Raw genomic sequence first — 25419 nt, 5'->3', positions numbered from 1 at the left:
TATTTCGTATGCGCTTGTATCTGAACTGACAGAGCGGTGCCATCGCAACGATGGCACCTCCCCTGTTCAGATTTAGAGTGGCCCGCATGAAATTACGCAAGAAAAGCGTCAAACCCATCGGATTGAAAGACATCACCATCGTCGACGATACCAAGGTGCGCAAGGCAATCACCGCCGCAGCCCTGGGTAACGCCATGGAGTGGTTCGACTTCGGCGTCTACGGTTTCGTCGCCTATGTACTGGGCAAAGTGTTCTTCCCCGACGCCTCGCCCAGCGTACAAATGATCGCCGCACTGGCTACCTTCTCCGTCCCCTTCCTGATCCGTCCTCTGGGCGGCCTGTTCTTCGGCGCATTGGGCGACAAATACGGGCGGCAGAAAGTCCTCGCCGCCACCATCGTGATCATGTCCCTGAGTACCTTTGCCATCGGCTTGATCCCAGGTTACGCCTCCATTGGCATCTGGGCACCGATCCTGTTGCTGCTCTGCAAGATGGCCCAGGGGTTTTCGGTGGGCGGCGAATACACCGGCGCCTCGATCTTCGTCGCCGAATATGCCCCGGACCGCAAGCGCGGCTTCCTCGGCAGTTGGCTGGACTTCGGCTCCATCGCCGGCTTCGTGCTCGGCGCGGGCGTGGTGGTGTTGATTTCCAGCGTGCTGGGCGAGGAACAGTTCGAAGCCTGGGGCTGGCGCCTGCCGTTCTTCCTCGCCCTGCCCCTGGGCATCATCGGCCTGTACCTGCGCCATGCGCTGGAAGAAACCCCGGCCTTCCAGCAGCACATGGACAAACTCGAGCAAGGTGATCGCCAGGGCCTGACCCACGGCCCCAAAGTGTCGTTCAAGGAGGTCGCCACCAAGCACTGGCGCAGCCTGCTGACCTGCATCGGTATCGTCGCGGCCACCAACGTGACCTACTACATGCTGCTCACCTACATGCCCAGCTACCTGTCGCACAACCTGCACTACAAAGAAAACAGCGGCGTGCTGATCATCATCGCGATCATGGTCGGCATGCTGTTCGTACAGCCATTCATTGGCTTTATCAGCGACAAGATTGGCCGCAAGCCTTTCATCATCGCCGGTAGCATCGGCCTGCTGTTGTTGGCTATTCCAGCGTTCATGCTGATCACCAGCGGCAAGATCGGCCTGATCTTCGGCGGCCTGCTGATCCTGGCCGTCGTGCTGAACTTCTACATCGGCGTGATGGCCTCGACCCTGCCGGCCATGTTCCCCACCCATATTCGCTACAGCGCGCTGGCGAGTGCCTTCAACGTCTCGGTACTGATCGCCGGTCTCACCCCTACCGCCACGGCCTGGCTGGTGGAAAGCACCGACGACCTGTACATGCCGGCCTACTACCTGATGGCGTTTGCCGTGATCGGCCTGATCACCGGCCTGACCATGAAGGAAACCGCCAACCGCCCCCTGCGCGGCGCCGCACCGGCCGCCTCTGATATAGAAGAGGCCAAGGAGTTGCTGCAGGAGCACCACGACAGTATCGAACAGAAGATCGAAGCGATTGACGCCGAGATTGCCGAGCTGGAAGCCAAGCGCAAGAGCCTGGTCGAGCAGCACCCACGTATCAACTAAGCGGCTGGCGTGGCGGCGTCTGCCGTCACGCCATCGGAGTGTTCAGCCATGATCCCCAGCGTCAACCCGACCCATTCGTTTCTCAGCCCGGAGGAGCGTGCCGCCATCGCGGAAATCGAGGCCACCACCAGCATCCTGCAATTGGTGACTCGCTTGACCAACATGCGCTTCGCCGGCATTGCCAAATTCACCGACGTGGAGTGGATAGTCTGCTCCGTGTACGACACCGCCAACATGGGCATCCATGTGGATGACGTGCTCGATCTGGAAACCACCCTGTGCAGTGAGTTCTGCATCAACCCCCACGCACTGTTCATCCCGCAAGTCAGCCAGGATGGCCGTTTTTCAACCCGCCCGGTGGTCAAGCAGTACGCCATTGAAAGCTACGCCGGCGCACCTATCTTCCTGCCGGACGGCCGCCTGTTCGGCGCGCTGTGCGCCCTGGATTCACGGGCGATGCTGTTTGACGACCCCAACCTGTCGGAAACCCTGAGCCTGTTTGCGCGGCTGATCGGCTGTATCTTCTTCGCTAACTTAACGGCGGCCGAACAGTAACAACACGCTTGCCTCGCAACACGGCCACATCGCGCTTGGGAGGCACGCCGAACAGCCGGCTGTACTCTCGACTGAATTGTGACGGGCTTTCATACCCGACTTTGAAGGCGGCGCTGGACACGTCCTGATGTTCGTTCAACATCAAGCGCCGCGCCTCGTTCAAACGCAGCCATTTTTGATACTGCAACGGGCTCATTGCGGTGAGTTGGCGAAAGTGATGATGAAAAGTGGCCGGGCTCATTTGCACGCGGGCGGCCAACTCATCCACCCGTAGCGGTTCGTCGTAATTAAGCTTCAGCCAGTCAATCGCCTTGGCGATCCGATAGCCCTGACCGTCCACCGCACAGATCTTGCGCAGGCGCCCGGCCTGATCACTCTTGAGCAGGCGGTAGTGGATTTCGCGCTGAATCAACGGGGCAAGCACCGGGATCGCCTCGGGCTCATCCAGCAGAGCCACCAGCCGCGCGAACGCCTGGAGCATGCCCTCGGTAACAGTACCGATACCCACGCCCTTCAGCGCTGCCCGTTCTCGGGTTGGCGGCAACTCACCCTGGGCGATCAGTTCAGCCAGGATCTGCAGGTCCAGCTTGAAGGTCAGGCCCAGGCAAGGTTGAGCCGGGCTGGCGGCCAGCACCTCGGAGTTGGCCGGAATGTCCAGCGAGGTCACCAGAAATCGCGAGGTGTCGTAGGCGTAACCCAGCCCGCCCACCCACAACTGCTTCGCACCTTGGGCGACCAACACAATGCTGGGCTCGACCATGCAGACCACCGGCGCCGCCGGCTGCTCCCGCCGATAAAAGCCCAGGCCCGGGATCGCCATGGGGCGGTCACCCGGCGTGCAAACCTGCGAACCGATGGCTTGGATCAAGCTATCCAAAGGCGTTGGGTTGTTCTTCATAAAAGGCTCTTTTCTCTCTTCATCGAACTTTACCCCGGACGCCCCATGAACGTCCCCAGCAAACGCCAAGACTCAGAGGATCAGGCAAGTAATCCAGTGAAACGCACTACAGAACCACAGGCCACATCAGGAAAATGCACGGACCAACCTTCTCACGGATCACGCCATGAAAAGCCTTTTGCTCGCCCTGAGCGTGCTGCTGACGTCTTTTTCTTCACTGGGAGCCGATATGATCAACGGTGCTGACAACTTCTACAAAAGCGACAAGGTGACCGTCGAAAAAGTCACCTTCAACAACCTATATGGCATGCCGGTCGTGGCTAATCTATTCGTGCCAAAAAACCTTGCGCCGGCCTCCAAGAACGCAGCCATCGTCGTCGGCCACCCCATGGGCGCCGTCAAAGAACAGAGCGCGAATCTCTACGCGACCAAAATGGCCGAACAAGGCTTCGTCACCCTGTCTCTGGACCTGTCGTTCTGGGGTGAAAGCGCAGGCTCGCCGCGTAACGCGGTGCTGCCTGACCTCTACATTGAAGACTTCAGCGCCGCGGTGGATTTCCTCGGCACACGCCCGCTGGTTGATCGCGAACGCATCGGTGTGATCGGCATCTGCGGCAGTGGCAGCTTCGCCATTGCCGCGGCGAAAATCGACCCACGCTTCAAGGCCATCGCCACCGTGAGCATGTACGACATGGGGGCGGCCAACCGCAACGGACTCAAACACGGCGTAACGCTGGAGCAACGTCGACAACTGCTGCGTCAGGCTGCCAACCAGCGCTACGTGGAATTTCAGGGTGGCGACAGCGTCTACACCGGCGGCACTCCGCACGCCCTCAGCGGCGATGCGGTAGGCGATGAGTTCTACGATTTCTACCGCACCCCGCGCGGCGAATTCACCCCGGCCGGCGCGTCGGCGCAAACCACCACGCAGCCGACACTGACCAGCAACGTGAAGTTCATGAACTTCTATCCGTTCAACGACATCGAGACGATCTCCCCACGCCCACTGTTATTGATCGCCGGCGCTGATGCCCACTCTCGCGAATTCAGCGAGGACGCCTATCAGCGTGCCGCCGAGCCCAAGGAATTGGTGATCATCCCGGGGGCCGGCCATGTGGATCTGTACGACCGAGTCAATCTGATCCCGTTCGTCAAGCTCACCGCCTTCTTCAAAGGCAACTTGAAGTGACCTCCCCTAACACTCATACACACGGTTGGGCTGCGGTGTTCGCGATGTCTCTGGCGGCGTTCGCGTTGGTCGCCTCTGAATTCATGCCCGTGAGCTTGCTGACGCCGTTGGCGGCCGACCTGCAGATCTCCGAGGGTCAGGCCGGCCAGGGCATTTCGGTATCCGGACTGTTCGCCTTGCTCACCAGTCTGGTCATTGCGGCTGTCGCGGCACGGGTTGATCGCAAACGCCTGTTGCTGGGGTTGACCTTACTGATGATCCTGTCGGGAACCGTGGTGGCACTGGCGCCGGACTATCGGGTGTTCATGCTCGGCCGCGTGCTGATCGGCGTGGCCATAGGCGGCTTCTGGTCACTGTCGGCCGCCACTGCCATGCGCCTGGTGCCATCGGCCCAGGTGCCGCGCGCCTTGGCTATCGTCAATGGCGGCAACGCATTGGCAACCGTCATTGCAGCACCGCTGGGTAGCTTTCTCGGCGGATTGATCGGATGGCGCGGCGCATTCTTTTGCGTCGTACCGGTCGCCATGTTGGCGGGCGTATGGCTGCTGGTGAGCCTGCCATCGATAAAGATGCAGACCGCACCCCATTCCGGCAACGTGCTGCGCTTACTCAGAAAGGCTTCGGTGGCTCTGGGCATGCTCGCAGTCAGTGTATTTTTCATGGGCCAGTTCATGCTGTTCACTTACCTGCGCCCGTTCCTGGAAAACGTGACTCAAGTGAGTGTGTCCACACTGTCATTGATGCTGCTGGTGCTCGGCCTCACCGGCCTTGTGGGGACGTTCCTGATAGAACGGTGCCTGAAAAACGCTCTTTACCCGGCGCTTATCGCCATCCCGCTGTTGATGGCCGTGATCGCCGTGGCGTTGTTGGTAATGGGCAGTTCGCCAGTCGCCACCACGGCATTGCTGGGTTTCTGGGGCCTGGTGGCCACTGCTGCGCCGGTGGGTTGGTGGACCTGGCTGTCGCGCGAGCTGCCCGATGACGCGGAGGCTGGCGGCGGCTTGATGGTCGCAATCATTCAATTGGCGATTACTGCCGGTGCCACGGTCGGCGGCCTGGCGTTCGATCACTGGGGCTATCAAGCGACCTTTGAGCTGAGCGCGGCGTCGTTGAGTATCGCCGCGCTGCTGGCTTGCCTGGCCGCACGGCGCGCCTCGTTGACAACCGTGGTCGGCCGCCCTAGCGGAAAAACTGACTCGGCGTCTTGCCGAACTGTTTCTTGAACATATTGGTAAAGGCGCTCGGGCTGTCGTAGCCCAGCTCGATCGCCACATCGATGATCTTCTCCCCCACTGCAATGCGCTCCAGCGCCAGCAGCAACCGCGCCTGCTGGCGCCACTGGCCGAACGTCAGGCCGGTTTCCTTGCGGAACAGGCGCTGGATGGTCTTCTGGTCCAGGCCCAGTCGGTCGCTCCAGTCCGCTACCGTCGATGCATCACCGGCATCCTGTTGCAACGCCTGGCAGATATGGTTGATGCGTGAGTCGGCGGGCTGGGGCAACGACAGCGGCAACGCCGGCAGAATCGCCAGCTCGTCGAGGATCAGGTGCATGATCCGCGCATCGCGGGAGTCTTCGGCATAAGGCGGCTTCAAACTCACCGATGCCTTGATCAGTTCACTGAGCAGCGGTGAAATGCTCACCGCCTTGGTCTCGGTGGGCAAATTCGGGAAGGCATCCGGGCGCACGAACACGCTGCGCATCTTCAGCGTGCCCACGCAACGCAGCGAATGCACTTGCCCGCTGGGCATCCAGAAGCCGCGATTGGACGGCACCGTCCACTGGTTCTGCGCCGAGTGCACCACCATCACGCCTTCGATGGCGTAGAGTAGTTGGTGTTTTTCGTGGCTGTGATCCGGGATCACCCAGTTTTCAGGATAATCGGTGGCGGAACTGATCACCGCCCAGTCGCCCTCATCGATCTCCTGCAAAAATTCATCCAATGGTTTGATCATTTCGCCCTTTTTGCGATAGTTGCCTCCCGATTTTCGCGAGACAGGCATTTACGCCGAATCTAGCATGAACGCCGAAACAATTTGAAATGGGCAGCCAGCTCAAGTACTGGCAGCCCTGGAACGCTGCCTTGTATGGAATGCCTGCATGTCGACACTGACCGCGTCACCCGCCGCTGCAACCCCTGCGCCCCAGATAAGCCCTCTGGTCATGCGCGTCCTCGGTGCCTGCGCCCTGGCGCACCTGATCAATGACTTGATCCAGGCCGTGCTGCCCTCGATCTACCCGATGCTCAAAGCCAACTATGGGCTGAGCTTCACCCAGGTGGGCCTGATCACCCTGACCTTTCAACTGACCGCGTCCTTGCTGCAGCCCTGGATCGGTTACCACACCGACCGCCATCCCAAGCCTTGGCTGTTGCCGGCGGGCATGGTCTGCACCTTGATCGGCATTCTGATGCTGGCGTTCGTCGGTTCCTTCCCGGCGATCCTGCTGGCAGCGGGGTTGGTCGGCGTCGGCTCGTCGACCTTCCACCCGGAAACCTCGCGGGTGGCACGCCTGGCCTCGGGCGGCCGCTATGGCCTGGCGCAATCGACCTTCCAGGTCGGCGGCAACACCGGCAGCGCCTTCGGCCCGTTGCTCGCGGCGGCCATCATCATTCCCTACGGCCAGACGCACATCGCCTGGTTCGGCCTGTTCGCGGTCTTCGCGATCCTGGTGCTGTATGGCTTGAGCCGCTGGTACCGCAACCACCTCAACCTGTTCAAGCTCAAGCAAGGCACCCAGGCAACCCATGGTTTGTCCAAAGGCCGCGTGACCTTCGCCCTGGTGGTGCTGGCCCTGCTGGTGTTCTCCAAATACTGGTACATGACCAGCCTGACCAGCTACTTCACGTTCTACCTGATCGAAAAATTCCAGCTGTCGGTCGCCAGTTCTCAGATGTACCTGTTCCTGTTCCTCGGCGCCGTGGCCGTCGGCACCTTCGCGGGCGGCCCGATCGGCGACAAGATCGGGCGCAAGAAAGTCATCTGGTTCTCCATCCTCGGCGCGGCCCCTTTCACCCTGGCCCTGCCCTATGTCGACCTGTTCTGGACGGCGGTCTTGAGCGTGGTGATCGGGTTTATCATCGCCTCGGCCTTTTCCGCCATCGTGGTCTATGCCCAGGAACTGGTGCCGGGCAATGTGGGCATGATCGCCGGGATCTTCTTCGGCCTGATGTTCGGCTTCAGCGGCATCGGCGCGGCACTGCTCGGCTTGCTCGCCGACAGCCACGGCATCGAGTACGTCTACAAACTGTGCTCGTTCCTGCCGCTGGTGGGGATCCTGACGATATTGCTGCCATCGACCAAAGGCGCCTGACCCGCCGATCATCGGCTGGCCGTACGCCAGCACGATGAATGCTCTGAGAAACCTGCGTGTGCGCTTACAATCCTGGCTTTTAGCGCACACCCAGGCAGACCCGGCACCCAATGACGCTCGATCCCCCGACCATTCTGGCACTCACCGTTGCCCTGGCAGCCGCTGCCGCCCTGTACCTGGCCGTTGAATGGCGCAGCGTGCGCGAACCCTCGCTGCTGTTCTGGAGCGCCGGCTTCGCCATCATCAGCTTCGGCTCCATCCTCGCCCTGCTGCGCAGCAGCGGCTTCTGGATGATCGGCATCTGGTTCGCCAACGGTTTGCTGGTCAGCGCGCACTTTTTATTCCTGTTGGGCGTGGCACGCTTCACCCAGCGGCGGCTGTCAGCGTTTTGGCTACTGATGCCGGCCATATGGTTCGGGCTGCTGATGCTCCCGGCCGACCTGCTATGGTCCAAAATCATGCTGGCGGTGCAGTCATTGCTGGTGGCACTGCCCACCTTGTGCGCCAGTTTCCTGCTGCGGCCCCATGGCAAATCCCTCAGCATCGGCGCGGTGCAACTGCGTTACGTGCTGCTGATCCATGGCGCGTTCTATGTGGCCAAGGCCCTGTCGGTGCTGATCCCCGGCACCTTGATCGACCTGACGGCGTTCAAGGGCGAGATCATCCAGGTCTCCCTGGTGGAGGGCGCCATGGCGATCATGCTGATTGCCTTGTCGATGACCGGTTCCGAACGCTACCGCCGCGAACAACAGATTGCCCACCTGGCCGCCCGCGACCCGTTGACCGCCCTCTACAACCGCCGCGCCCTCGACCTGCACGCGCCGCCCCTGCTCACCCAGGTTTCAGCGGCACAACCGGGCGCGCTGCTGCTGATCGACATCGATAACTTCAAACTGGTCAATGACCTCTACGGCCATACCGCCGGCGACCGCTTGCTGATCACCTTGAGCGAGATGATTCGCACCGTGGCCCCCGACGGCTCGCTGGCCGCCCGCCTGGGCGGCGATGAGTTCGTGATCCTGCTCAACGACACCTCGACCGAGCGGATCGTGGAACTGGGCAGCCGCCTGCGTGCCCAGTTCCACCAATTCGCCTCGCAGTCCTTCACCACGCCCGCGCCGATCACGTTGAGTATCGGCGCCAACCTGTTCGACCAACCGCCGCACAGCCTCGCGGTGTTGATTGAACTGGGTGACAGCGCACTCTATGAAACCAAGCGGGGTGGGCGCGACAGCATTCGCCTGGTGGACCGTACCGGCGCGTACGCTCATTCATCCCGGTAGGCGTTCACAACGATGTACAACAACGGCCCCACCGAGACGAACACCGCCGTCAGCAAAAAATACGGCAGCACGCCAATCACCGAGCGCCCCCGGGCCCGCGCATCCCGATACATCCACACACATGCCAGCACCGCCATCAGGTACAGGTCGATCACGACCTGCGCCGTGTCCGGCCGCGTCATCAGCTCCCAGCCGAACGCCAGCAACGATTGCTCGGCAGTGAGCATCACCGCCAGGCTGTACAGCGAAAACCCGAGCAGAGCGGCCAGGGCGATAGAGGGTCTTCTGGACATGGACTCTTCCTTGCAGTGAACGAGGCTCACCCTAGTGATAAGGTGGCGGCCCTCGCAATGACCTCGGAGGTCATGACCACGCCATGGACATCACTGTCAGCGCCGGCGAACTGTTACGCCAACTGCGCCGCCACGCCCGCCTGAGCCAACTGGACCTGGCCTTGATCACGGGCGTCTCGCAGCGTCACCTCAGTTGCATCGAAACCGGCCGCGCCAAGCCGAGCCCGGGCACCTTGCATAATCTGCTGACGGCGTTGGAAGCCCCGTTGGAGCAGTGCAACCGTATGTTCCTCGCCGCCGGTTATGCCCCCCGCTACGCCGCCACCCCGTTGGCATCGCCCGCCATGGCGGCGATTCGCGAGGCGGTCAGCCATGTGTTGCATGCCAACAACCCTGCACCAGCGATTCTGCTGGGCAGCCAGTGGGAAGTGTTGGCGGCGAACGCGAGTACCGGCGTGTTGTTTGAACTGGTGGGCATCCCGCCGGATGCGGCCGATGGCATCAACCTGCTCACCACGTTGCTGCAGACAGGTGGCCTGGGCGATCACCTGATCAACGCCGAAGAAATCCGCAGCCTGGCCTGGCAACGGGCAACCCGCGAAGCACTGGGTAATCCCGGATTGGCCACGTTATTGGCGGGCTTACCGACACCGGCCGGCACCGAACTGCCCGGGTCGATGCCGCCGTTGGTGCTGACGCGTATCCGTTCGAAGCGGGGCGAACTGAACTTCCTGTCGACCTTCACCACGTTTGGCATGCCTCAGGACATCACCCTGACTTCGCTGCGGATCGAACATCTGATTCCCGCTGACGCGGCTACATGGCAAGTAATGCGTGCCGCCTACGCGGATTATGCGGCGCTGGTTTTGTGAAATATCTGTCCGTAGACTGCCGCCATACCTCCCACCTGAAGGCGGCGAAAAAAACGTGATGCAAGTTACCGAAGTCTCCATTGCCCAATTGCGCGCGGCGCTTGAAACCGGCCAGACCACTGCCGTTGAACTGGTCAAGGCCTACCTGGCGCGGATCGATGCCTATGACGGCCCGCAGACGGCCACTGCCTTGAACGCCGTGGTCGTGCGCAACCCCCAGGCCCTTGAAGAAGCCAAGGCGTCCGATGCGCGTCGGGCCAAGGGCGAAACCTTGGGACCACTGGATGGCATCCCCTACACCGCCAAAGACAGCTACCTGGTCAAGGGTCTGACGGCCGCCTCGGGCAGCCCGGCCTTCGCCAAGCTGACGGCCCATCGCGACGCCTTCACCATCGAGCGCCTGCGGGCCGGTGGCGCCATCTGCCTGGGCAAGACCAACATGCCACCGATGGCCAATGGCGGGATGCAACGCGGCGTATATGGCCGCGCAGAGAGCCCGTACAACGCCGCCTACCTCACCGCGCCCTTTGCTTCCGGCTCCTCCAACGGCGCAGGCACCGCGACAGCCGCCAGCTTTGCCGCATTCGGCCTGGCCGAAGAAACCTGGTCGAGCGGGCGCGGTCCGGCGTCCAACAATGGCCTGTGCGCCTACACCCCGTCCCGTGGGGTGATTTCGGTGCGCGGCAACTGGCCGTTGACGCCGACCATGGACGTGGTGGTGCCGTATGCACGCACCATGGCCGACCTGCTGGAAGTGCTCGATGTGGTGGTTGCCGAAGACCCCGACACCCGTGGCGACCTGTGGCGCCTGCAACCCTGGGTGCCGATCCCGAGCGTGGCTTCGGTGCGCCCGGTTTCCTACGCTGAACTGGCAGCGCCTCGCGAGACACTCGCAGGTAAACGCTTCGGCGTGCCGCGCATGTACATCAACGCCGACCCCGAGGCCGGCACCAGCGAAAAACCCGGGATCGGCGGGCCGACCGGGCAAAAGATCAACACCCGTGCCAGCGTGATCGACCTGTGGCAAGCCGCCCGCCAGGCGCTGGAAGCCGCCGGCGCCGAGGTGATCGAGGTGGATTTCCCGCTGGTGTCCAACTGCGAAGGCGACCGCCCCGGCGCGCCGACCGTGTTTACCCGCGGCCTGGTGTCCAAGGAATTCCTGCACGACGAACTGTGGGAGCTGTCGGCCTGGGCCTTCGATGACTTCCTGCGTGCCAATGGCGACCCGACCCTCAATCGCCTGGCCGATGTCGACGGCCCGCAGATCTTCCCGCACGACCCAGGCACCCTGCCCAACCGTGAAGACGACCTGGCCGCCGGCATGGACGAGTACGTGCGCATGGCCAAACGTGGCATCACACCGTGGAATGAGATCAGCACCGTGCCCGACGGCCTGCGTGGCCTGGAGCAAACCCGGCGGATTGACCTGGAAGACTGGATGGACAACCTGGGGCTGGACGCCGTGCTGTTCCCGACCGTGGCCGACGTGGGCCCGGCAGATGCCGATGTGAACGAAACCAGTGCCGATATCGCCTGGAGCAACGGGGTTTGGGTCGCCAATGGCAACCTCGCCATTCGACACCTGGGTGTGCCCACCGTCACCGTGCCGATGGGCGTGATGGCGGACATCGGCATGCCGGTGGGGCTGACCTTTGCCGGGCGTGCCTATGACGACTCGCAACTACTGCGCTTCGCTTCGGCGTTTGAAGCCACCGGCAGCAAACGCGTGATTCCCCCGCGTACTCCGCCCTTGGCGGCAGACTGATATCGGGCAAGCCCTAATGCCTCTCAGTTAAGCGATTGAGTCGACGACGGATAACCTGTGGGAGGGGGCTTGCCCCGCTCCCACTTTCGACTGCATTTCAAACCAACGGCACGGCTATCAACAAAATGGCCGTGCCATGGGTCAGCGTGGCTGGCAACACGCCATAACGCATCCGCACCCAGGCGCAGGCCAGCCCTTCGATCAGGGTGAACAGCAACACCGTCGCACCCAGTTGGGTCACACTCAAGGCCAGGAACGTATGGCAGGCGGCAAAGGCCACGCCGCTGATCAAGGCGGCACGCAACGGCGTGAGCTGCTGCTCCAGGTAACCCTGCAGGAACCCGCGAAACAACACCTCTTCCAGCGCGTTGGCGCCGTAAGCCAATACCAGCATGCCCGGCAGCCACACCCAATAGCCATGGATCGCGGACGCGTCGATACCTTGATGAACCCGTAGCGGCACACCGATCAGGCAGCCCACCAACAGTCCCACGGCCAGGCCAACAGCCGGATTGCCGATGGACCAGCGCACCATCTGCCACAACTGCGGAGCGATCCGCGCCAGCAACAGGATCAGCAACGCCGATAAACCACCCAGCATGGCCAATACGAACGTATTGTGGGTGAAGGCGATCTGCGCCTCCCTGCCGAGTGACCACATGCCCAGCGGCGTCATCACGTCGCGCATCAATACGAACGCCGCCAGCAGGATCAGGATGCGCATTGCGGACAAGGTGCTGGGCGTCAGCGCAAACCACAACCCGAACAGCAACAGACCTGGCGCCAAGTGGAGGCCGTAGTCAATCAATACTTCCATGCCTTGGGTAATCATCAACGCTTCAACCCCGGGCGATAGCGATCATGTCGATTTTGACCGACGCCGGGTTCGCAACCGGCCTCCCTGCACCGATGGAGGGTTGAACGGCCTGGTAGTTTGGGTTCGGTAGCATGGCTGGCTTCCTGGTGGATTTGATCAGTGTGGCGCTAGCATAGCCATGTGCCACAAAGGCAGGAAGTGGGGCAAATTCCAGAAAGAAACTGAGCAAGTGTTGAGACGTCATATGATGTCGCACGCTATTTAAAGCGTGACCTATGCCAATATTTCAAAGGCATTCAAAAAATTCACTTTCCTTGCAGATTAAAAATACGGCATGGTTGTACGACGACTTAAGTGTTCGTACCCCCTGACAACAATAAGGAAACACCCATGCCCAACATCAAAGTGCTGATCGGTTTTCTGTGCCTGTTTTCCGCTGCGGTCTCAGCTGCGCCCGCCCCCGCCGAAAAAGAGGTGGCGCAGGCCGTCGACCAACTGACCCAAGCCATGCTCCACCTGGACCTCAAGCAACTGCACGCGTTGACGTCCGACAAGCTCACCTACGGCCACTCCAGCGGCAAGGTCCAGAACAAGGCGCAATTCATCGCCGACCTGGAAAACCACACTAGCGCATTCAAGACCCTGGAGATGCAGAACCAGACCATCACGCTCGACGGCGACACCGCCTTGGTGCGCAACCACTTTCACGCCTTGGCGGTGAACAGCGGCGTCGAAGTGCCCACCGATATCGACAACTTCCAGGTCTGGCAGAAACAGCAAGGCAAGTGGCTGCTGATCGGGCGTCAAGCCTACAAGTACTGACTCACCATGCCACCACCTTGCGCACCTTGAGCAACGCCTCGCGCAACGCCGGTATTTCCACCGAGCCGAGCGCCAGTCGCAACGCGTGGGGCACGTAGGCCGAGACCGCAAACGGCTCGGCGGTGGACACGGAAATCTGCTCGCGCTGCAAGGTCATGGCGATCTGGTCAGCGCGGGCATCCTCCCCCAGCGGCAACCATAGAAAGTACGACGAGGGGTGACTGATGTAATCAACACCCTTCAGCACCTGCGCCGCCAAAGCCTGCCGCATCCGGGCATCCTGGCGTTTTTGCGCCTCCAGCCGCGCCACGGTGCCGTCTTCGATCCAGGCCACGGCAATCGCACTCATCACCCCCGGCACGTTCCAGGTGGTGGCCATGATCCTGCGCTCCAACCCTTTCACCCAGGCAAGCGGCGCAGCGATGAAGCCGACGCGCAGTCCCGTGGCCACACTCTTGGAAAAGCCACCGACATACACCGTGCGCTCCGGCGCCAGGCTCGCCAAGGGCAGTGGCGCGTCGTCGGCGAGAAATGCGTAGGCCGCATCTTCGATAATCATCAGATTGTGCCGACGGGCAATCTCGACCAGTTGCTCACGCTGTGCCAGGTTCAACACCCAGCCCAAAGGGTTGTGCAAGGTCGGAATGCTATACACGGCGCGCACCGGTCGCTGGCGACACAAACGCTGCAGGAACTCAAGGTCCGGCCCCTCGGCACCGACCGGAATCGCGACGACCTCCAGGTGCAGGGTCTCGGCCAGCACTTTGAAGCCCGAATACGTCAGTGCATCCACGGCGATCACCTCCCCGGGCTTGAGCAATGCCATCAGGCTTACCGCCAAGCCGTGCTGGGCGCCGCTGACCACCAGCACCTGTTCAGCGTCCACCGCCAACCCCCGACTCAACAAGTGTCGCGCCACCGCTGCGCGCTCGTGCAGGCGACCGGCGTGGGGCTGATAGCGCAACAGGGCTTCGAGGTCACCCGACAGGGCCAACTGGCGCAACGCAGTGCGCAACAGGTCGGCCTGGCCAGGCAACGCGGGGTAGTTGAAGTTGAGGTCGAGCATGCCCGTAGCGACGATCATCTGGCCACTGCCCTGCCCCGGCGGCAACGCAATCTCCCTGACAAACGTGCCACGGCCGGTCTCACCGCTGACCAGGCCCATGGCCTCCAGCTCGGCATACACGCGGCTGGCGGTGACCAGGGCCAGGCCATGCTCGGCGGCCAGTTGCCGGTGGGTCGGCAGTCGTGTGCCAGGCAGCATCTTCCCGCTGCGGATATCGGCGGCGAAGCGGTCGACCAGCGACTTGTAGCGGGCGCGCGGCATAGGCGGTGTATCCATGACAATTCTTTGATTGTCTCAATCTTCACTTTTAGGATGCCGGACACGCAACTTTTCTTTCTTCGGGCATCTTCCATGGAACGTACCTCGCGGTTCAGCACCCTCGATAGCAGTACCCAAGGTTGGATCAACGGCTTTATCGGCGTGCTGATTTTCAGCGGCTCATTGCCCGCCACACGCCTGGCCGTGATGGCGTTTGATCCGGTGTTTCTGACCCTGATCCGCGCCACCCTCGCAGGCTTGCTCGGCCTGTTGCTACTGCGGTTGTTCAAGGAAAAACGCCCCTCGCGCGGGCAATACATGCCCCTGGTGATCGTCGCCCTGGGCGTGGTCATCGGTTTCCCCCTGCTGACCGCCCTCGCGCTGCAATACGTGACGTCGGCGCATTCGATCGTGTTTATCGGCCTGCTGCCCCTGGCCACGGCGGTATTCGGCGTATTGCGTGGCGGGGAGCGGCCACGGCCGGTGTTCTGGCTGTTTTCAATCCTGGGCAGCGCGCTGGTGATGGGCTATGCCTTTGCGCAAGGCTTGAGCGCCGCGCCGGCGGGCGATTTGCTGATGCTGCTGGCGGTGCTGGTGTGCGGGCTGGGTTATGCCGAGGGCGCCCGGTTGTCGCGCAGCCTGGGCGGCTGGCAGGTGATCTGCTGGGCGCTGGTGGTGTCGTTGCCGGTGGTGGCACCGTTGAGCGTGATCCTGGCGCCGCACAGTTTCAGCGGCATCCCGTTGCCCGCCTGGCTGAGCCTGGGCTACGTGTCGCTGTTCAGCATGTTGATCGGTTTTGTGTTCTGGTATCGCGGCCTGGCCCAGGGCGGTATCGCCGCCGTCGGCCAGTTGCAGTTGCTGCAACCGTTCTTCGGCCTGGCGCTGGCGGCGGGCCTGCTGCATGAACAGGTCAGCCTTGGCATGCTGCTGGTGACCCTGGCCGTGATCGGCTGCGTGGCCGGGGCCAAGCATTTCGCGCGTTAACGTTGAGGGGCGACCATCTTGAATTTGATGTGGATGTCGTTGGACACCACGCTGTTGCCCGCCCACTCACCCTCGCCGATCCGATAGTCTGCGCGATTGAGTACGAACTCGCCGTCGAACACACCGATGCCGCCCTGCTCCTTGAGCAGCACATCGATCACCACCGGCTGCGTGATGCCTTTGATCGTCAGGTGGCCGCTGATCTTGTAGCGGTTCTCGCCCAAGGCGACGGCACCGCTGGATTCATACACGCCCACCGGGTAGGTCGCGGTGTCGAACCAGGCAGGTTGCTGCAGTTGGGTGTTGGCATCCGGGCTGCCGGCGTCGATGCTGGCCAGCTGGATCTTGAGCAACGCATGGGCAGCCTCGGGCTTCTGCGTGTCGAATGTCAGCGTTCCTTCGAAATCGCTGAAGGTGCCATACACCCGCTGCCCGAACTGCTGGAAGGTGAAGCTGATCTGGCTCGCCGTGCGGTTGACGTCCTTGTACTCCACGGCCTGGGCACTGGAGCAACCAATGAGGGCAAGCACCAGCAGCACAGCGGGGAAAGTTCGACGGTTCATGCAACGCTCCGCAAGAAGTAAGGACGCCTGGTTCCCATTCTGCCCGTGGGCTGTTAAACAGAGTAGTCGCCCAGAACAATAAGGACTTTGCATGCTGCCCCCTTCTCTGCAGGACATCACCGCGCCGCAAGGCATTTGCTACGGCTGCGGTGGCAGCAACCCGCATGGCTTGCACATCAAGAGCCGCTGGGATGCCGATGGCGTCCACCTGATCGCCGAACATCAACCCCAGCCCCAATACACCGGCTGGCCGGACCTGGTCTACGGCGGCCTGATCGCCATGTTGGTGGACTGCCATTCCAACTGGACCGCCATGGCCTACCACTACCGCGCAGAGCAGCGTGAACCCGGCACCTTGCCGCGCATCGACTGCGTGACCGGCAACCTCGGGATCAAATTCATCAAACCGACGCCCATGGGCGTGACACTGACCCTGCGTGCACGGGTCGAGGGCGAGGTCGGGCGTAAAAGCCGCGTGGTCTGCGAGGTGTACGCCGGCGACGTCCTCACGGCCATCGGCGACTCGGTGTTCGTGCGCGTCGACACCGGGCAATTGGCCGCCGCCGCCCATGGCCGCGAAGGTTGATCCTGGTCTACAGTGAACGCCACCGCTCCCGAGGACTGCCCCGATGACGCGTCTCACCGCGAAAGACTTCGCCCCCGAACTGCTGGAACTCTACGACGGCTATGCCCACGGCAAGCTCAACCGTCGTGAGTTTCTCGACCGCGCCGCGCTGTTCACCTTCGGCGGCCTCACCGCCTCCGCGTTGCTGGCGGCCCTGAGCCCCGACTATGCCCTGGCCGAGCAGGTGAAATTCACCGACCCGGATATCGTCGCCGATTACATCACCTACCCTTCGCCCAAAGGCAACGGTACCGTGCGCGGTTACCTGGTGCGCCCGGCCAAAACCAGTGGCAAGGTGCCGGCCGTGGTGGTGGTGCATGAAAACCGGGGCCTCAACCCGTATATCGAAGACGTCGCCAGGCGCCTGGCCAAGGCCGGTTTTATCGCCCTGGCGCCGGATGGCCTGACATCGGTGGGCGGCTACCCGGGCAACGATGAAAAAGGCGTGGAGCTGCAGCAGAAAGTCGATCCCGAAAAGCTGATGAACGACTTCTTCGCCGCCATCGAGTGGTTGATGCACCACGACGCCAGCACCGGCAAAGTCGGGATAACCGGTTTCTGTTACGGCGGTGGCGTGACCAATGCAGCGGCGGTGGCCTATCCGGAGTTGGGTGCGGCGGTCTCGTTCTATGGGCGCCAACCGGAGGCCAAGGACGTACCGCGCATCAAGGCGCCGGTCATGCTGCATTACGCCGAGCTGGACACGCGGATCAATGAAGGGTGGCCGGCGTATGAAAAGGCCTTGAAGGCGGCCGGGACGACCTATGAGGCGTACCTCTACAAAGGCGCCAACCATGGCTTCCATAATGACTCAACGCCACGGTACGACGAGGCGGCCGCGAACCTGGCGTGGGAACGCACCCTCGGCTGGTTCCGCAAGTATCTGGCCTGAATGTCATGAGTCCTGTGGGGCGGGCTTGTGTGGCGAGGGAGCTTGCTGTGGCGAGGGAGCTTGCTCCCGTTGACTGCGCAGCAGTCTCCCGCTTTATGGGGGCGCTTCGCCCCCCAGCGCAAGCAAGCTTGCTCGCCACACCTGACCCTGCGTCGCATTTGGATGTCGCCGCTGCCGTGGTCAGTGCTCCAGCGCATACCTGCGGCAATGGTTGAGATAGCCCTGCTCATGGCTGCCCACCAGTTGCACCACGCTGGTCCATAACCAGGAAGGCGCATCCAACTGCCTGGAACGGTTCTCCTGCAATACCGACATCCACGCCTTGCGTGTGTCGCGGTCCATTTGCCGGGCATGGGCGATCCCGACGACGCGGGCCAGATAACCGGCGGCGTGCATGGCATCGGTCTCGCTCAACTCGTCCAGTTCCAGCTTCATGTCCTGGGGCAGCAATTCGCGGATGAAGAACCCGTGATCCAGAAACCGCGTGGCAACCATGCGCTCACCCAAACTCGGTGACAGCTGACGGGCGCCTTCGACCACGCGGCGACCGTTGTCCCTGGGCATCTTCGCCCGCGGCGCACGGGGGGCGGCGGCGCCGACCGCTTCCTTGATATCGATCAGGCAGTATTCCTGTTCGTCCTTGTCGCCCACTCCCAACAACGCCGCATAACGCAGCAAGCCCAGGGAACTGCACCCCTTGACCCAATAGGCCGAATCCAGCAGCTCGACCTTGGCATCTTTGGGGCGGCCTTTGAGTGACGTCACCAGTTGCTGGATCTCATCGGACGCACAGACGCTTTGCAGGGCACTCTTTTCCGCACGCGACAGCGACCAGAAGTGCTTGCCCAACGGGATACTCGGCCGTGCATTTTCGATACGTTCACGCGCCAGGTTCTTCCAGGTGCGCTCAACTGCGCTGCGCATGCCGGCCTTGACCTGGGACGGGCGTGGCGGCACTTCGTCGGGTTTGTCTTTGAAGGCTTGTTCGTAGCCCACCATCATTTCTTCGAGCATGCGGGCGGTCGTCACGCCCGGCAGGTCCGAGCCGCGAGCGGCGGTCGCCAGGGACAGGGCCAGGCGCACCAGGTCGTGGGCCGGGTTACCGATCACAGTCTGGTCGAGGTCGCGAATATGCATGTCGATGCGCCCCTTGATATCCCCGGTCGGGCCTAGGTTGCCCGCGTGGCAATCGCCGCAGATCCAGATAGCCGGGCCATGAGGCAAGCGTCGACCGGGTTGGCTGTGCAGCCATTCATAAAACTGCACCGTACTGCCGCGCACATAAGCGTGGGCGGAACGGGCCATCTTCAGGTTGCGCAATTGCGTGAGGTGGGGCATACGGTCGGAGGGGCGCGGACTTTTCATGAAGGCACTCGGTAGGGGCTACGGTAGAGGGTAGCCCGTGACGAATGTTTCATTTTGTTTCAAAGATAAAACTATCAGCCCTGCCCAGCCGCCTCTTTCAGCCAGCCCTTGAATGCCAGCATGGCCGGGGTTTCGGCCCGCGATTGCAGGCGGGTCAGCCAATAGCTGCCGGTGGTGATGCCAATGTCGAACGGTTTGCGGATCACGTCGCTTTCCAGCTGCCGCGAAAACATCATCGCCGGGGCGAGTGCCACGCCAATGCCTTGCAGCGCCGCCTCCATCATGGCCAAGGATGAATCGAACATGATGCTGCGCGGCACCACGGTATCGGCGGGCAACCCGGCCGCCTGGAACCAGTGGGTCCACTCATCGGCCCGGTAGGAGCGCAGCAACGTGTGTTTCAACAGGTCTGCGGGCACCTGCAACTGCTCGGCAATGTGCGGCACACAGAGTACGTTCAGCGGTGCCGCCAGCAATTGGCAGGCGTCGGTGCCATGCCAGGCGCCTGCACCGAAGCGGATAGCGTAGTCGAGCCCTTCCGCGGCGACGTCGACGCGGTTGTTGTTAGTCGACAGGCGCAGGTCGATAAACGGGTGGCGGCTTTGAAAATCCGGCAGACGCGGTAACAGCCACCCCACGGCAAAGGTACCGACGGCGCCCACGGTGAGCACCTCACGGTAATGCCCGCCTTCGAACTGGCCTAAGGTATGGGCGATGCGATCAAACGATTCGCGCAGCACAGGCAGCAAGGTTTCGCCCTCGCGAGTGAGCATCAGGCCGCGTGGCAGGCGCTTGAACAAGGTGACATTGAGTTGCGCTTCCAGGCTTTTCACTTGATGGCTGACTGCGGCCTGGGTCACGCACAGCTCGATAGCTGCGCGGGTAAAGCTCAGGTGGCGGGCGGAAGCCTCGAATGCGCGCAGGGCATTCAGCGGTAGATGAGAGCGAAGCATGCCTTGACCTTAATTTTTCTAATGCCAGCTGCAAGATATCATCGTTTGCCGCAAAGCCGGAATCCACCTAGATTTGCCACGCCTGCGCAGGCCCCAATCGTCAGTACATCACCTACAGGGAAGCGAGTCACCATGAATGCCCCTCTACAAAAACTTCTGATTTGCGCTTTACTGCTCGGCTCCGGCAGCTGCATGGCGGCCACCGATATGCGCCAGGTCGTGGACAGCAGCGTTCAACCCCTGATGCAACAACAAGGCATTGCGGGCGTGTCGGTCGCGGTGGTCAACAAGGACCAGGTGCAATACTTTAACTACGGCCTGGCGTCCAGGGAAACCCAGAAGCCCGTGACCGAAGACACCTTGTTTGAAGTCGGCTCGGTCAGTAAAACCTTCACCGCCACCCTGGGCGGGTATACGCAGGCCACCGGCAAGCTCAAGCTGTCGGACAAGGCCAGTGAGCACCTGAGCGCATTGACCGGCAGTGCCTTCGACGGCATCAGCTTGCTGCAATTGGCAACCTACACCGCAGGCGGCCTGCCCCTGCAGTTTCCCGACGCCGCCGACAGCGCCGCGACCATGCTCAACTACTTCCAACACTGGAAACCCACCTACGCCCCCGGCACCCAACGGCTCTATTCCAACCCGAGCATCGGCCTGTTCGGCTACCTTACGGCCCAAAGCCTGGGGCAACCCTTCAATACCGCCATGGAGAAAACCCTGCTGCCCAAGCTGGGCTTGAAGAACACCTACGTCAGCGTCCCCGCTGCCCGAGCTGGCGACTACGCCCAAGGCTATGACAGCGCCCAGAAACCCGTACGCGTCGGCCCCGGCGCCCTGGACAGCGAAGCCTACGGCATCAAGACCAGCAGCCAGGACCTGGCCCGCTACGTGATCGCCAACCTGCACCCGCAGACCCTGGGCAAGCCGTTGCAGCAGGCCATCGCCACCACCCAGACCGGTTATTACACGGTCAACGGCATGACCCAGGGCCTGGGTTGGGAGTCCTACCCCTACCCCATCACGCTGCAAGCGCTGATTGACGGCAACTCCACGCCGATGGCCATGGAGCCGCACAAGGTTCAATGGCTGAGTACACCGCGCGTGCAACCGGCCAACGTGCTGTTCAACAAGACCGGCTCTACCCGTGGTTTCGGCGCGTATGTGGCGTACGTACCGAGCAAGGACATCGGTGTGGTGATCCTGGCGAACAAGAACTACCCGAATGCCGAACGGGTCAAGGTGGCCCATGCGATCTTGAGTGCCATGGACCAATAGCGCCTGGGTGTGGGAGCGGCTTGCCCTCCCACACCGCTTGACCGCGCTACATGCCCAGCCAGTGCGGCAGTGCCAGGGAAATAAACGGCAAGTAGGTGACCATGATCAGGAACACCAACAGGATCATCAACCACGGCATCGCTGCACGAATGGTCTGCCCCAGCGTCAACCCGGTCACCGCCGAGGTCACGAACAGGTTCAGCCCCACCGGCGGATGCACCAGCCCGATTTCCATGTTGACCACCATCACGATCCCCAGGTGAATCGGGTCAATGCCCAGCTTCATCGCAATCGGGAAGAAGATCGGCGCCAGGATCAACACAATAGCCGACGGCTCCATGAAGCTGCCGGCCACCAGCAGCACAATGTTGACCATGATCAGGAAGCCAATCGGCGTCAGCCCTTCAGAGATCACCCAGGCGGTGATTTCCTGCGGGATCTGCTCGGTGGTCAGCACGTGGGCGAAGAGCATGGCGTTGGCGATGATAAACATCAGCATGATTGCCAGGCGCCCGGACTCCAGCAGCACCTTGGGGCAGTCGCGCAGCTTCATGTCCCTGTACACGAACAACGCCACGAACGCCGAATACACCGCCGCCACGGCCGCCGCTTCGGTCGGGGTGAACATGCCGCTGTAGATGCCGCCGAGGATGATCACCAGCAACAGCAAGCCCCAGAACGCCCGACGCGCACAGGTCAGCCATTCACGCAACGTCGCGCGCGGCTGCGCCGGCAGTTTCTTGATGCGCGCAACGATATAAATCGTGACCATCAGCATCAAGCCAAGCAATAACCCAGGCACCACCCCGGCCATGAACAGTTTGCCCACTGATGTTTCAGTGGCCGCCGAGTACACCACCATCACAATCGAAGGCGGAATCAGGATACCCAGGGTGCCGGCGTTGCAAATGATCCCTGCGCCAAACTCCTTGGGGTACCCGGAGCGCACCATGCCGGCCACGGCAATCGAGCCCACCGCCGCCACCGTGGCTGGCGAAGAGCCTGACAATGCCGCAAACAGCATGCACGCCAATACCGCCGCAATCGCCAGGCCGCCACGGATATGGCCGACACACGCGTTGGCGAAGTCGATGAGCCGTTGCGCCACGCCCCCGGTGGTCATGAACGCACCAGACAGCAGGAAGAACGGAATCGCGAGGAAAGTGTAGGCGTCAGAGGTTTCAAACAACTTGATTGCCAGCGAGCTCACCGAGTCCTGGCTGAACATCAGGATCGACACCGCACCGGACAGTCCCAGGGAAATCGCGATCGGCACGCCAAGGAACATGAACACGAACAACAGCAAAAACAGACAGAGCACGGCCATCAGTGACGCTCCTCATGGCTGCCGGCCAACTTGCTGGCCTCACCGGCCTCGTCGGCCAGCCCCAACCCGACCTGACGGTGGGTGAACAGGCGGTAGAAGATTTCCAGGTAGCGAATAAACACCAGCGCAAACCCGATGGGCACGATCACTACGATGTCACCGACATCGACGCCGTACTGGTCGAGGTCTTCGGCGCCGATATGGGCCGTCATCACCGCGCTGACCCATTTGTAGCTGGCGACCATGAACAACCCGGCGTAGGCCAGGCAGCACAGGCACGCCAGCATGCCCAGCAGGCGTTGCACGCGGCGCCGGGTCAGCTTGACCAGAGCGTCCACACCCAAATGCCCGGCGGTCCGCACACCATAGGAAATACCGAAGAAGATCAGCCAGCCGAACATGGCCTTGGTCAGTGCCACGCTCCAGGTCATGTCCTGCGCCCAGGTCATGGTATGGTCACCCAGGGCATTGAAAAACGGGCTGCTTACAGCCCACTTGTCGGCCAGGGCGAAGAACAGCGTGTAGATGTTGTTGAGCATCACGTAAACGAATGTCACCAGGGTCATGGCGGCCAGCAGGAAGGCAATGAAGCCTTCCTCAAGGTGCTCCCAGACGCGCCTTAGCGTTTGCATGGCAAAACCTCGCGAGGCAGAGATAGGTAAGTGCAAGGCTCGGGGTGTTACTGGTTGGCGGCATCCGCCGCCTTGATCAGGTCAGCCCCGATCTCCCCTTCGAACTTCTGCCATACCGGGCGCATGGCTTCGCGCCAGAGCGCACGTTGCTCGGGTGTCAGCTCGATGATTTCGCTGGTTTTGGCGTCGATGATTTTCTGCTTGGCCGACTGGTTCAGCGCTTCGGCCTGCTTGTTCACCTCGACGGTGACCTCGGCCATGATCTGCTCCAGGGTGCTGCGCACGTCTGGCGGCAGGCCATTCCAGAATTTGGCGTTGGTGATCACCATGTAGTCGATCAGGCCATGGTTGGACTCGGTGAAGTACTTCTGCACCTCATTGACCTTCTGGCTTTCGTAGTTCGACCAGGTGTTCTCCGTACCGTTGACCGTGCCGGTCTGCAGGCCCTGGTAGACCTCGGCAAAGCTCATCTTGCGCGGGTTGGCGCGGATCGCCTTGAACTGTTCTTCCAGCACGCTGGAAGCCTGCACACGGAATTTCAGGCCACGGGCATCCTTGGGTTCATGCAGTGCCTTGTTGGCGGACAGTTGCTTGAGACCGTTGTGCCAATAGGCCAGGCCGAGAATGTTCTTGCCCTGCATCGAGGTCAGCAGCTCCTTGCCCTGGGCCGCCTGGAAACGGTCGACGGCCGCCAGGTCGTTGAACAGGAACGGCAAGTCGTAGATCTGCACCTGTTTGGTGTATTGCTCGAACTTGGCCAGCGAAGGTGCGAGCATCTGCACGTCGCCCAGCAACAGGGCTTCCATCTCCTTGCCATCACCGAACAACGACGAGTTGGGGTATACCTCGACCTTGACCTGCCCCGGCAGACGCTCTTCGGCGAGCTTCTTGAACAGCAGCGCGCCTTGACCTTTGGGGGTGTTCTCGGCGACCACGTGAGCGAACTTGATCACAATCGGGTCCGCCGCCTGGGCCAGGCCTGCGGCAAACAAGGTGGCGGCGCACAGCAGCGCCCGGGATAGCTTGAGCATGGAAAATCACCTTCTTATTGTTGTGTTGTGAGGCAAGGTGCCTGATGTAAAGCGTTTAGTGAATTTAGAATTCCAGATACCTGCGTTCTGCCAAACTGAACGCCAACCGCATAAACAATCGACACGCCTGTGGGAGGGGGCTTGCTCCCGATAGCGGCGTGTCAGTCAACACATCAGGTACTGATCCACTGTCATCGGGAGCAAGCCCCCTCCCACGTTCAATCCGGTTTTTGCAGTCAGGTCCGGGCTGCCAGCAATCGTTGGGCTCTGAGCAATACCGGCGCATCCACCATCTGCCCATCGATCTGATAGGCCCCTGCCCCATGGGCTCCGGCCTCCACGACGCGCCTGGCCCAGGCCAGGTCTTCGGCGCTGGGCGCCAGGGCGGCATGGATCACCGCGACCTGCTTGGGATGGATGCACAGCGCTCCGGCAAAGCCCATTTCATAGGCATGGCGGATCGAACGGTGCAGGCCCTCGGGATCGTCGATTGCCGGATGTACGCCATCCAGCGGCGCAACCAGGCCGGCGGCGCGGGAATGCACGATCAGCGACAGGCGCGCCTGATCCAGCGCAAACCGTGCCGCCGCCGACTGGCTGCTCAGGTTCAAGTCCAGGGCCAGATCCAGGCCACCAAATGACAGACGCTCCACCTGCGGCGCATGGGCGATCTCGGCGATGGCCAGCAAGCCCCGTGCGCTTTCGATAATCGGCCAGATCACTTTACCGGCGGCGGCCACCACGGCCACCTGGGCGGCACTCTCCACCTTCGGCAACAGCACACCGGCCACACTCGCATGGGCTTTGCAAAACGCCACATCCGCAAAATGCTCGGCATGCCCAGGCGCATTGATGCGCACCCACACCCGGGCATCAGGCTGGACGGTCAAAAACGCCGCGAGGTTATCCCGTGCCTGGCGCTTGAGCGGTTCTTCCACGGCATCTTCAAAATCCACGATCACCGCATCGGCCCCACTGGACAGGGCTTTGGCGAAACGTTCCGGGCGGCTGCCGGGGACAAACAGGGCTGAACGAACTAAAGATTGGGACATCAC

Annotated in this window: 25 protein-coding genes; 13 read left to right on the top strand and 12 right to left on the bottom strand. The window is 61.9% G+C overall.

Annotated features, from left to right (window positions below):
- Nucleotides 1-86: 86 nt before the first annotated feature.
- On the top strand, nt 87-1589 hold the full coding sequence (proP, locus tag ACQRBT_RS21560; RefSeq protein ID WP_060752680.1) for a glycine betaine/L-proline transporter ProP: 1503 nt from the start codon (nt 87-89) through the stop codon (nt 1587-1589).
- A gap of 48 nt (nt 1590-1637) precedes the next feature.
- Nucleotides 1638-2144 (top strand): GAF domain-containing protein, encoded by a 507-nt coding sequence (locus ACQRBT_RS21555; protein WP_060752679.1) that lies wholly within the window; start codon nt 1638-1640, stop codon nt 2142-2144.
- Here the strand turns inward: ACQRBT_RS21555 and ACQRBT_RS21550 are convergent.
- Complete coding sequence (locus tag ACQRBT_RS21550) at nt 2119-3042, bottom strand: AraC family transcriptional regulator (protein ID WP_090370756.1); 924 nt, start codon at nt 3040-3042, stop codon at nt 2119-2121. The genes ACQRBT_RS21555 and ACQRBT_RS21550 overlap by 26 nt on opposite strands.
- Before the next feature lie 166 nt (nt 3043-3208).
- On the opposite strand from ACQRBT_RS21550, the gene ACQRBT_RS21545 reads away from it, so the two are divergent.
- Nucleotides 3209-4231, top strand: coding sequence for an alpha/beta hydrolase (locus tag ACQRBT_RS21545; protein WP_060752677.1), 1023 nt, complete (start codon nt 3209-3211; stop codon nt 4229-4231).
- A gap of 44 nt (nt 4232-4275) precedes the next feature.
- Nucleotides 4276-5454 (top strand): MFS transporter, encoded by a 1179-nt coding sequence (locus ACQRBT_RS21540; protein ID WP_104993934.1) that lies wholly within the window; start codon nt 4276-4278, stop codon nt 5452-5454.
- Here the strand turns inward: ACQRBT_RS21540 and ACQRBT_RS21535 are convergent.
- Nucleotides 5411-6232, bottom strand: coding sequence for an AraC family transcriptional regulator (locus ACQRBT_RS21535; protein ID WP_090370750.1), 822 nt, complete (start codon nt 6230-6232; stop codon nt 5411-5413). The genes ACQRBT_RS21540 and ACQRBT_RS21535 overlap by 44 nt on opposite strands.
- A 97-nt stretch (nt 6233-6329) precedes the next feature.
- Here ACQRBT_RS21535 and ACQRBT_RS21530 point away from each other — a divergent pair, with 97 nt between their 5' ends.
- Both ACQRBT_RS21530 and ACQRBT_RS21525 read left to right on the top strand, forming a co-directional pair.
- Nucleotides 6330-7541 (top strand): MFS transporter, encoded by a 1212-nt coding sequence (locus tag ACQRBT_RS21530; RefSeq protein WP_060752674.1) that lies wholly within the window; start codon nt 6330-6332, stop codon nt 7539-7541.
- 110 nt (nt 7542-7651) lie between these two features.
- On the top strand, nt 7652-8824 hold the full coding sequence (locus tag ACQRBT_RS21525) for a GGDEF domain-containing protein (RefSeq protein ID WP_161547860.1): 1173 nt from the start codon (nt 7652-7654) through the stop codon (nt 8822-8824).
- Here the strand turns inward: ACQRBT_RS21525 and ACQRBT_RS21520 are convergent.
- Complete coding sequence (locus ACQRBT_RS21520; RefSeq protein ID WP_412046137.1) at nt 8809-9117, bottom strand: DUF2834 domain-containing protein; 309 nt, start codon at nt 9115-9117, stop codon at nt 8809-8811. The genes ACQRBT_RS21525 and ACQRBT_RS21520 overlap by 16 nt on opposite strands.
- A gap of 83 nt (nt 9118-9200) precedes the next feature.
- Here ACQRBT_RS21520 and ACQRBT_RS21515 point away from each other — a divergent pair, with 83 nt between their 5' ends.
- Nucleotides 9201-9989, top strand: coding sequence for a helix-turn-helix domain-containing protein (locus ACQRBT_RS21515; RefSeq protein WP_104993937.1), 789 nt, complete (start codon nt 9201-9203; stop codon nt 9987-9989).
- Nucleotides 9990-10044: 55 nt separating this feature from the next.
- Entirely contained in the window at nt 10045-11754 is a 1710-nt protein-coding gene (locus tag ACQRBT_RS21510; protein WP_412046138.1) for an amidase, read from the top strand.
- Nucleotides 11755-11851: 97 nt separating this feature from the next.
- Here ACQRBT_RS21510 and ACQRBT_RS21505 read toward each other — a convergent pair whose 3' ends face one another.
- Nucleotides 11852-12586, bottom strand: coding sequence for a CPBP family intramembrane glutamic endopeptidase (locus ACQRBT_RS21505; RefSeq protein WP_244383370.1), 735 nt, complete (start codon nt 12584-12586; stop codon nt 11852-11854).
- A 375-nt stretch (nt 12587-12961) separates the two neighbouring features.
- Between ACQRBT_RS21505 and ACQRBT_RS21500 the strand changes: the two genes are divergently transcribed.
- The gene (locus tag ACQRBT_RS21500; RefSeq protein ID WP_060752668.1) at nt 12962-13393 is read left to right on the top strand and encodes a nuclear transport factor 2 family protein; all 432 of its coding nucleotides are present in this window, start codon (nt 12962-12964) and stop codon (nt 13391-13393) included.
- A 1-nt stretch (nt 13394) separates the two neighbouring features.
- Here the strand turns inward: ACQRBT_RS21500 and ACQRBT_RS21495 are convergent, their stop codons facing one another.
- Entirely contained in the window at nt 13395-14720 is a 1326-nt protein-coding gene (locus ACQRBT_RS21495) for a PLP-dependent aminotransferase family protein (protein WP_205343974.1), read from the bottom strand.
- A gap of 90 nt (nt 14721-14810) precedes the next feature.
- On the opposite strand from ACQRBT_RS21495, the gene ACQRBT_RS21490 reads away from it, so the two are divergent.
- Nucleotides 14811-15701, top strand: a complete 891-nt coding sequence (locus ACQRBT_RS21490) for a DMT family transporter (protein WP_090370733.1) — start codon at nt 14811-14813, stop codon at nt 15699-15701.
- Here ACQRBT_RS21490 and ACQRBT_RS21485 read toward each other — a convergent pair.
- Nucleotides 15698-16264: a YceI family protein gene (locus ACQRBT_RS21485; protein WP_090370732.1), complete on the bottom strand. Its 567-nt coding sequence runs from the start codon at nt 16262-16264 to the stop codon at nt 15698-15700. The two genes, ACQRBT_RS21490 and ACQRBT_RS21485, sit on opposite strands and share 4 nt — an antisense overlap.
- A 91-nt stretch (nt 16265-16355) precedes the next feature.
- On the opposite strand from ACQRBT_RS21485, the gene ACQRBT_RS21480 reads away from it, so the two are divergent.
- Nucleotides 16356-16850, top strand: a complete 495-nt coding sequence (locus ACQRBT_RS21480; protein ID WP_090370729.1) for a PaaI family thioesterase — start codon at nt 16356-16358, stop codon at nt 16848-16850.
- Between the two features lie 43 nt (nt 16851-16893).
- Nucleotides 16894-17781: a YghX family hydrolase gene (gene yghX / locus ACQRBT_RS21475; RefSeq protein WP_411984240.1), complete on the top strand. Its 888-nt coding sequence runs from the start codon at nt 16894-16896 to the stop codon at nt 17779-17781.
- A gap of 180 nt (nt 17782-17961) precedes the next feature.
- On the opposite strand, the gene ACQRBT_RS21470 is transcribed toward yghX, so the two are convergent.
- Together ACQRBT_RS21470 and ACQRBT_RS21465 are read right to left on the bottom strand one after the other, a co-directional pair.
- On the bottom strand, nt 17962-19146 hold the full coding sequence (locus ACQRBT_RS21470) for a DUF2252 family protein (RefSeq protein WP_412046139.1): 1185 nt from the start codon (nt 19144-19146) through the stop codon (nt 17962-17964).
- 74 nt (nt 19147-19220) lie between these two features.
- Nucleotides 19221-20099, bottom strand: coding sequence for a LysR family transcriptional regulator (locus tag ACQRBT_RS21465; RefSeq protein WP_161547854.1), 879 nt, complete (start codon nt 20097-20099; stop codon nt 19221-19223).
- Between the two features lie 132 nt (nt 20100-20231).
- On the opposite strand from ACQRBT_RS21465, the gene ampC reads away from it, so the two are divergent.
- Nucleotides 20232-21374, top strand: coding sequence for a class C beta-lactamase (gene ampC / locus ACQRBT_RS21460; protein ID WP_412046140.1), 1143 nt, complete (start codon nt 20232-20234; stop codon nt 21372-21374).
- A 46-nt stretch (nt 21375-21420) separates the two neighbouring features.
- Here ampC and dctM read toward each other — a convergent pair whose 3' ends face one another.
- From dctM to ACQRBT_RS21440, 4 genes are all read right to left on the bottom strand, one after another.
- Nucleotides 21421-22701: a C4-dicarboxylate TRAP transporter large permease protein DctM gene (gene dctM / locus ACQRBT_RS21455; RefSeq protein ID WP_060752659.1), complete on the bottom strand. Its 1281-nt coding sequence runs from the start codon at nt 22699-22701 to the stop codon at nt 21421-21423.
- Nucleotides 22701-23333: a TRAP transporter small permease gene (locus ACQRBT_RS21450; protein WP_060752658.1), complete on the bottom strand. Its 633-nt coding sequence runs from the start codon at nt 23331-23333 to the stop codon at nt 22701-22703. The genes dctM and ACQRBT_RS21450 overlap by 1 nt, the downstream gene beginning before the upstream one ends.
- Nucleotides 23334-23380: 47 nt before the next feature.
- Nucleotides 23381-24364 carry a C4-dicarboxylate TRAP substrate-binding protein DctP gene (gene dctP, locus ACQRBT_RS21445; protein ID WP_060752657.1) on the bottom strand — a complete coding sequence of 328 codons (984 nt, stop codon included), beginning with the start codon at nt 24362-24364 and terminating at the stop codon, nt 23381-23383.
- Between the two features lie 236 nt (nt 24365-24600).
- The gene (locus tag ACQRBT_RS21440) at nt 24601-25416 is read right to left on the bottom strand and encodes an HpcH/HpaI aldolase/citrate lyase family protein (protein WP_412046141.1); all 816 of its coding nucleotides are present in this window, start codon (nt 25414-25416) and stop codon (nt 24601-24603) included.
- Nucleotides 25417-25419 lie beyond the last annotated feature (3 nt).

It is taken from the genome of Pseudomonas sp. R19M, from assembly GCF_050312585.1.
GTDB classification, from domain to species: domain Bacteria; phylum Pseudomonadota; class Gammaproteobacteria; order Pseudomonadales; family Pseudomonadaceae; genus Aquipseudomonas; species Aquipseudomonas palleroniana.
This window is presented reverse-complemented; position numbering and strand designations above follow the sequence as displayed.

Coding starts and splice junctions, on each gene's coding strand:
- dctM (WP_060752659.1), bottom strand. CDS start 22,701: ATGGCCGTGCTCTGTCTGTTTTTGCTGTTGTTCGTGTTCATGTTCCTT.
- proP (WP_060752680.1), top strand. CDS start 87: ATGAAATTACGCAAGAAAAGCGTCAAACCCATCGGATTGAAAGACATC.
- ACQRBT_RS21520 (WP_412046137.1), bottom strand. CDS start 9,117: ATGTCCAGAAGACCCTCTATCGCCCTGGCCGCTCTGCTCGGGTTTTCG.
- ACQRBT_RS21440 (WP_412046141.1), bottom strand. CDS start 25,416: ATGTCCCAATCTTTAGTTCGTTCAGCCCTGTTTGTCCCCGGCAGCCGC.
- ACQRBT_RS21550 (WP_090370756.1), bottom strand. CDS start 3,042: ATGAAGAACAACCCAACGCCTTTGGATAGCTTGATCCAAGCCATCGGT.
- ACQRBT_RS21485 (WP_090370732.1), bottom strand. CDS start 16,264: ATGAACCGTCGAACTTTCCCCGCTGTGCTGCTGGTGCTTGCCCTCATT.
- ACQRBT_RS21470 (WP_412046139.1), bottom strand. CDS start 19,146: ATGAAAAGTCCGCGCCCCTCCGACCGTATGCCCCACCTCACGCAATTG.
- yghX (WP_411984240.1), top strand. CDS start 16,894: ATGACGCGTCTCACCGCGAAAGACTTCGCCCCCGAACTGCTGGAACTC.
- ACQRBT_RS21500 (WP_060752668.1), top strand. CDS start 12,962: ATGCCCAACATCAAAGTGCTGATCGGTTTTCTGTGCCTGTTTTCCGCT.
- ACQRBT_RS21530 (WP_060752674.1), top strand. CDS start 6,330: ATGTCGACACTGACCGCGTCACCCGCCGCTGCAACCCCTGCGCCCCAG.
- ampC (WP_412046140.1), top strand. CDS start 20,232: ATGAATGCCCCTCTACAAAAACTTCTGATTTGCGCTTTACTGCTCGGC.
- ACQRBT_RS21505 (WP_244383370.1), bottom strand. CDS start 12,586: ATGATTACCCAAGGCATGGAAGTATTGATTGACTACGGCCTCCACTTG.
- ACQRBT_RS21540 (WP_104993934.1), top strand. CDS start 4,276: ATGTCTCTGGCGGCGTTCGCGTTGGTCGCCTCTGAATTCATGCCCGTG.
- dctP (WP_060752657.1), bottom strand. CDS start 24,364: ATGCTCAAGCTATCCCGGGCGCTGCTGTGCGCCGCCACCTTGTTTGCC.
- ACQRBT_RS21535 (WP_090370750.1), bottom strand. CDS start 6,232: ATGCCTGTCTCGCGAAAATCGGGAGGCAACTATCGCAAAAAGGGCGAA.
- ACQRBT_RS21545 (WP_060752677.1), top strand. CDS start 3,209: ATGAAAAGCCTTTTGCTCGCCCTGAGCGTGCTGCTGACGTCTTTTTCT.
- ACQRBT_RS21450 (WP_060752658.1), bottom strand. CDS start 23,333: ATGCAAACGCTAAGGCGCGTCTGGGAGCACCTTGAGGAAGGCTTCATT.
- ACQRBT_RS21480 (WP_090370729.1), top strand. CDS start 16,356: ATGCTGCCCCCTTCTCTGCAGGACATCACCGCGCCGCAAGGCATTTGC.
- ACQRBT_RS21555 (WP_060752679.1), top strand. CDS start 1,638: ATGATCCCCAGCGTCAACCCGACCCATTCGTTTCTCAGCCCGGAGGAG.
- ACQRBT_RS21525 (WP_161547860.1), top strand. CDS start 7,652: ATGACGCTCGATCCCCCGACCATTCTGGCACTCACCGTTGCCCTGGCA.
- ACQRBT_RS21490 (WP_090370733.1), top strand. CDS start 14,811: ATGGAACGTACCTCGCGGTTCAGCACCCTCGATAGCAGTACCCAAGGT.
- ACQRBT_RS21515 (WP_104993937.1), top strand. CDS start 9,201: ATGGACATCACTGTCAGCGCCGGCGAACTGTTACGCCAACTGCGCCGC.
- ACQRBT_RS21465 (WP_161547854.1), bottom strand. CDS start 20,099: ATGCTTCGCTCTCATCTACCGCTGAATGCCCTGCGCGCATTCGAGGCT.
- ACQRBT_RS21495 (WP_205343974.1), bottom strand. CDS start 14,720: ATGCCGCGCGCCCGCTACAAGTCGCTGGTCGACCGCTTCGCCGCCGAT.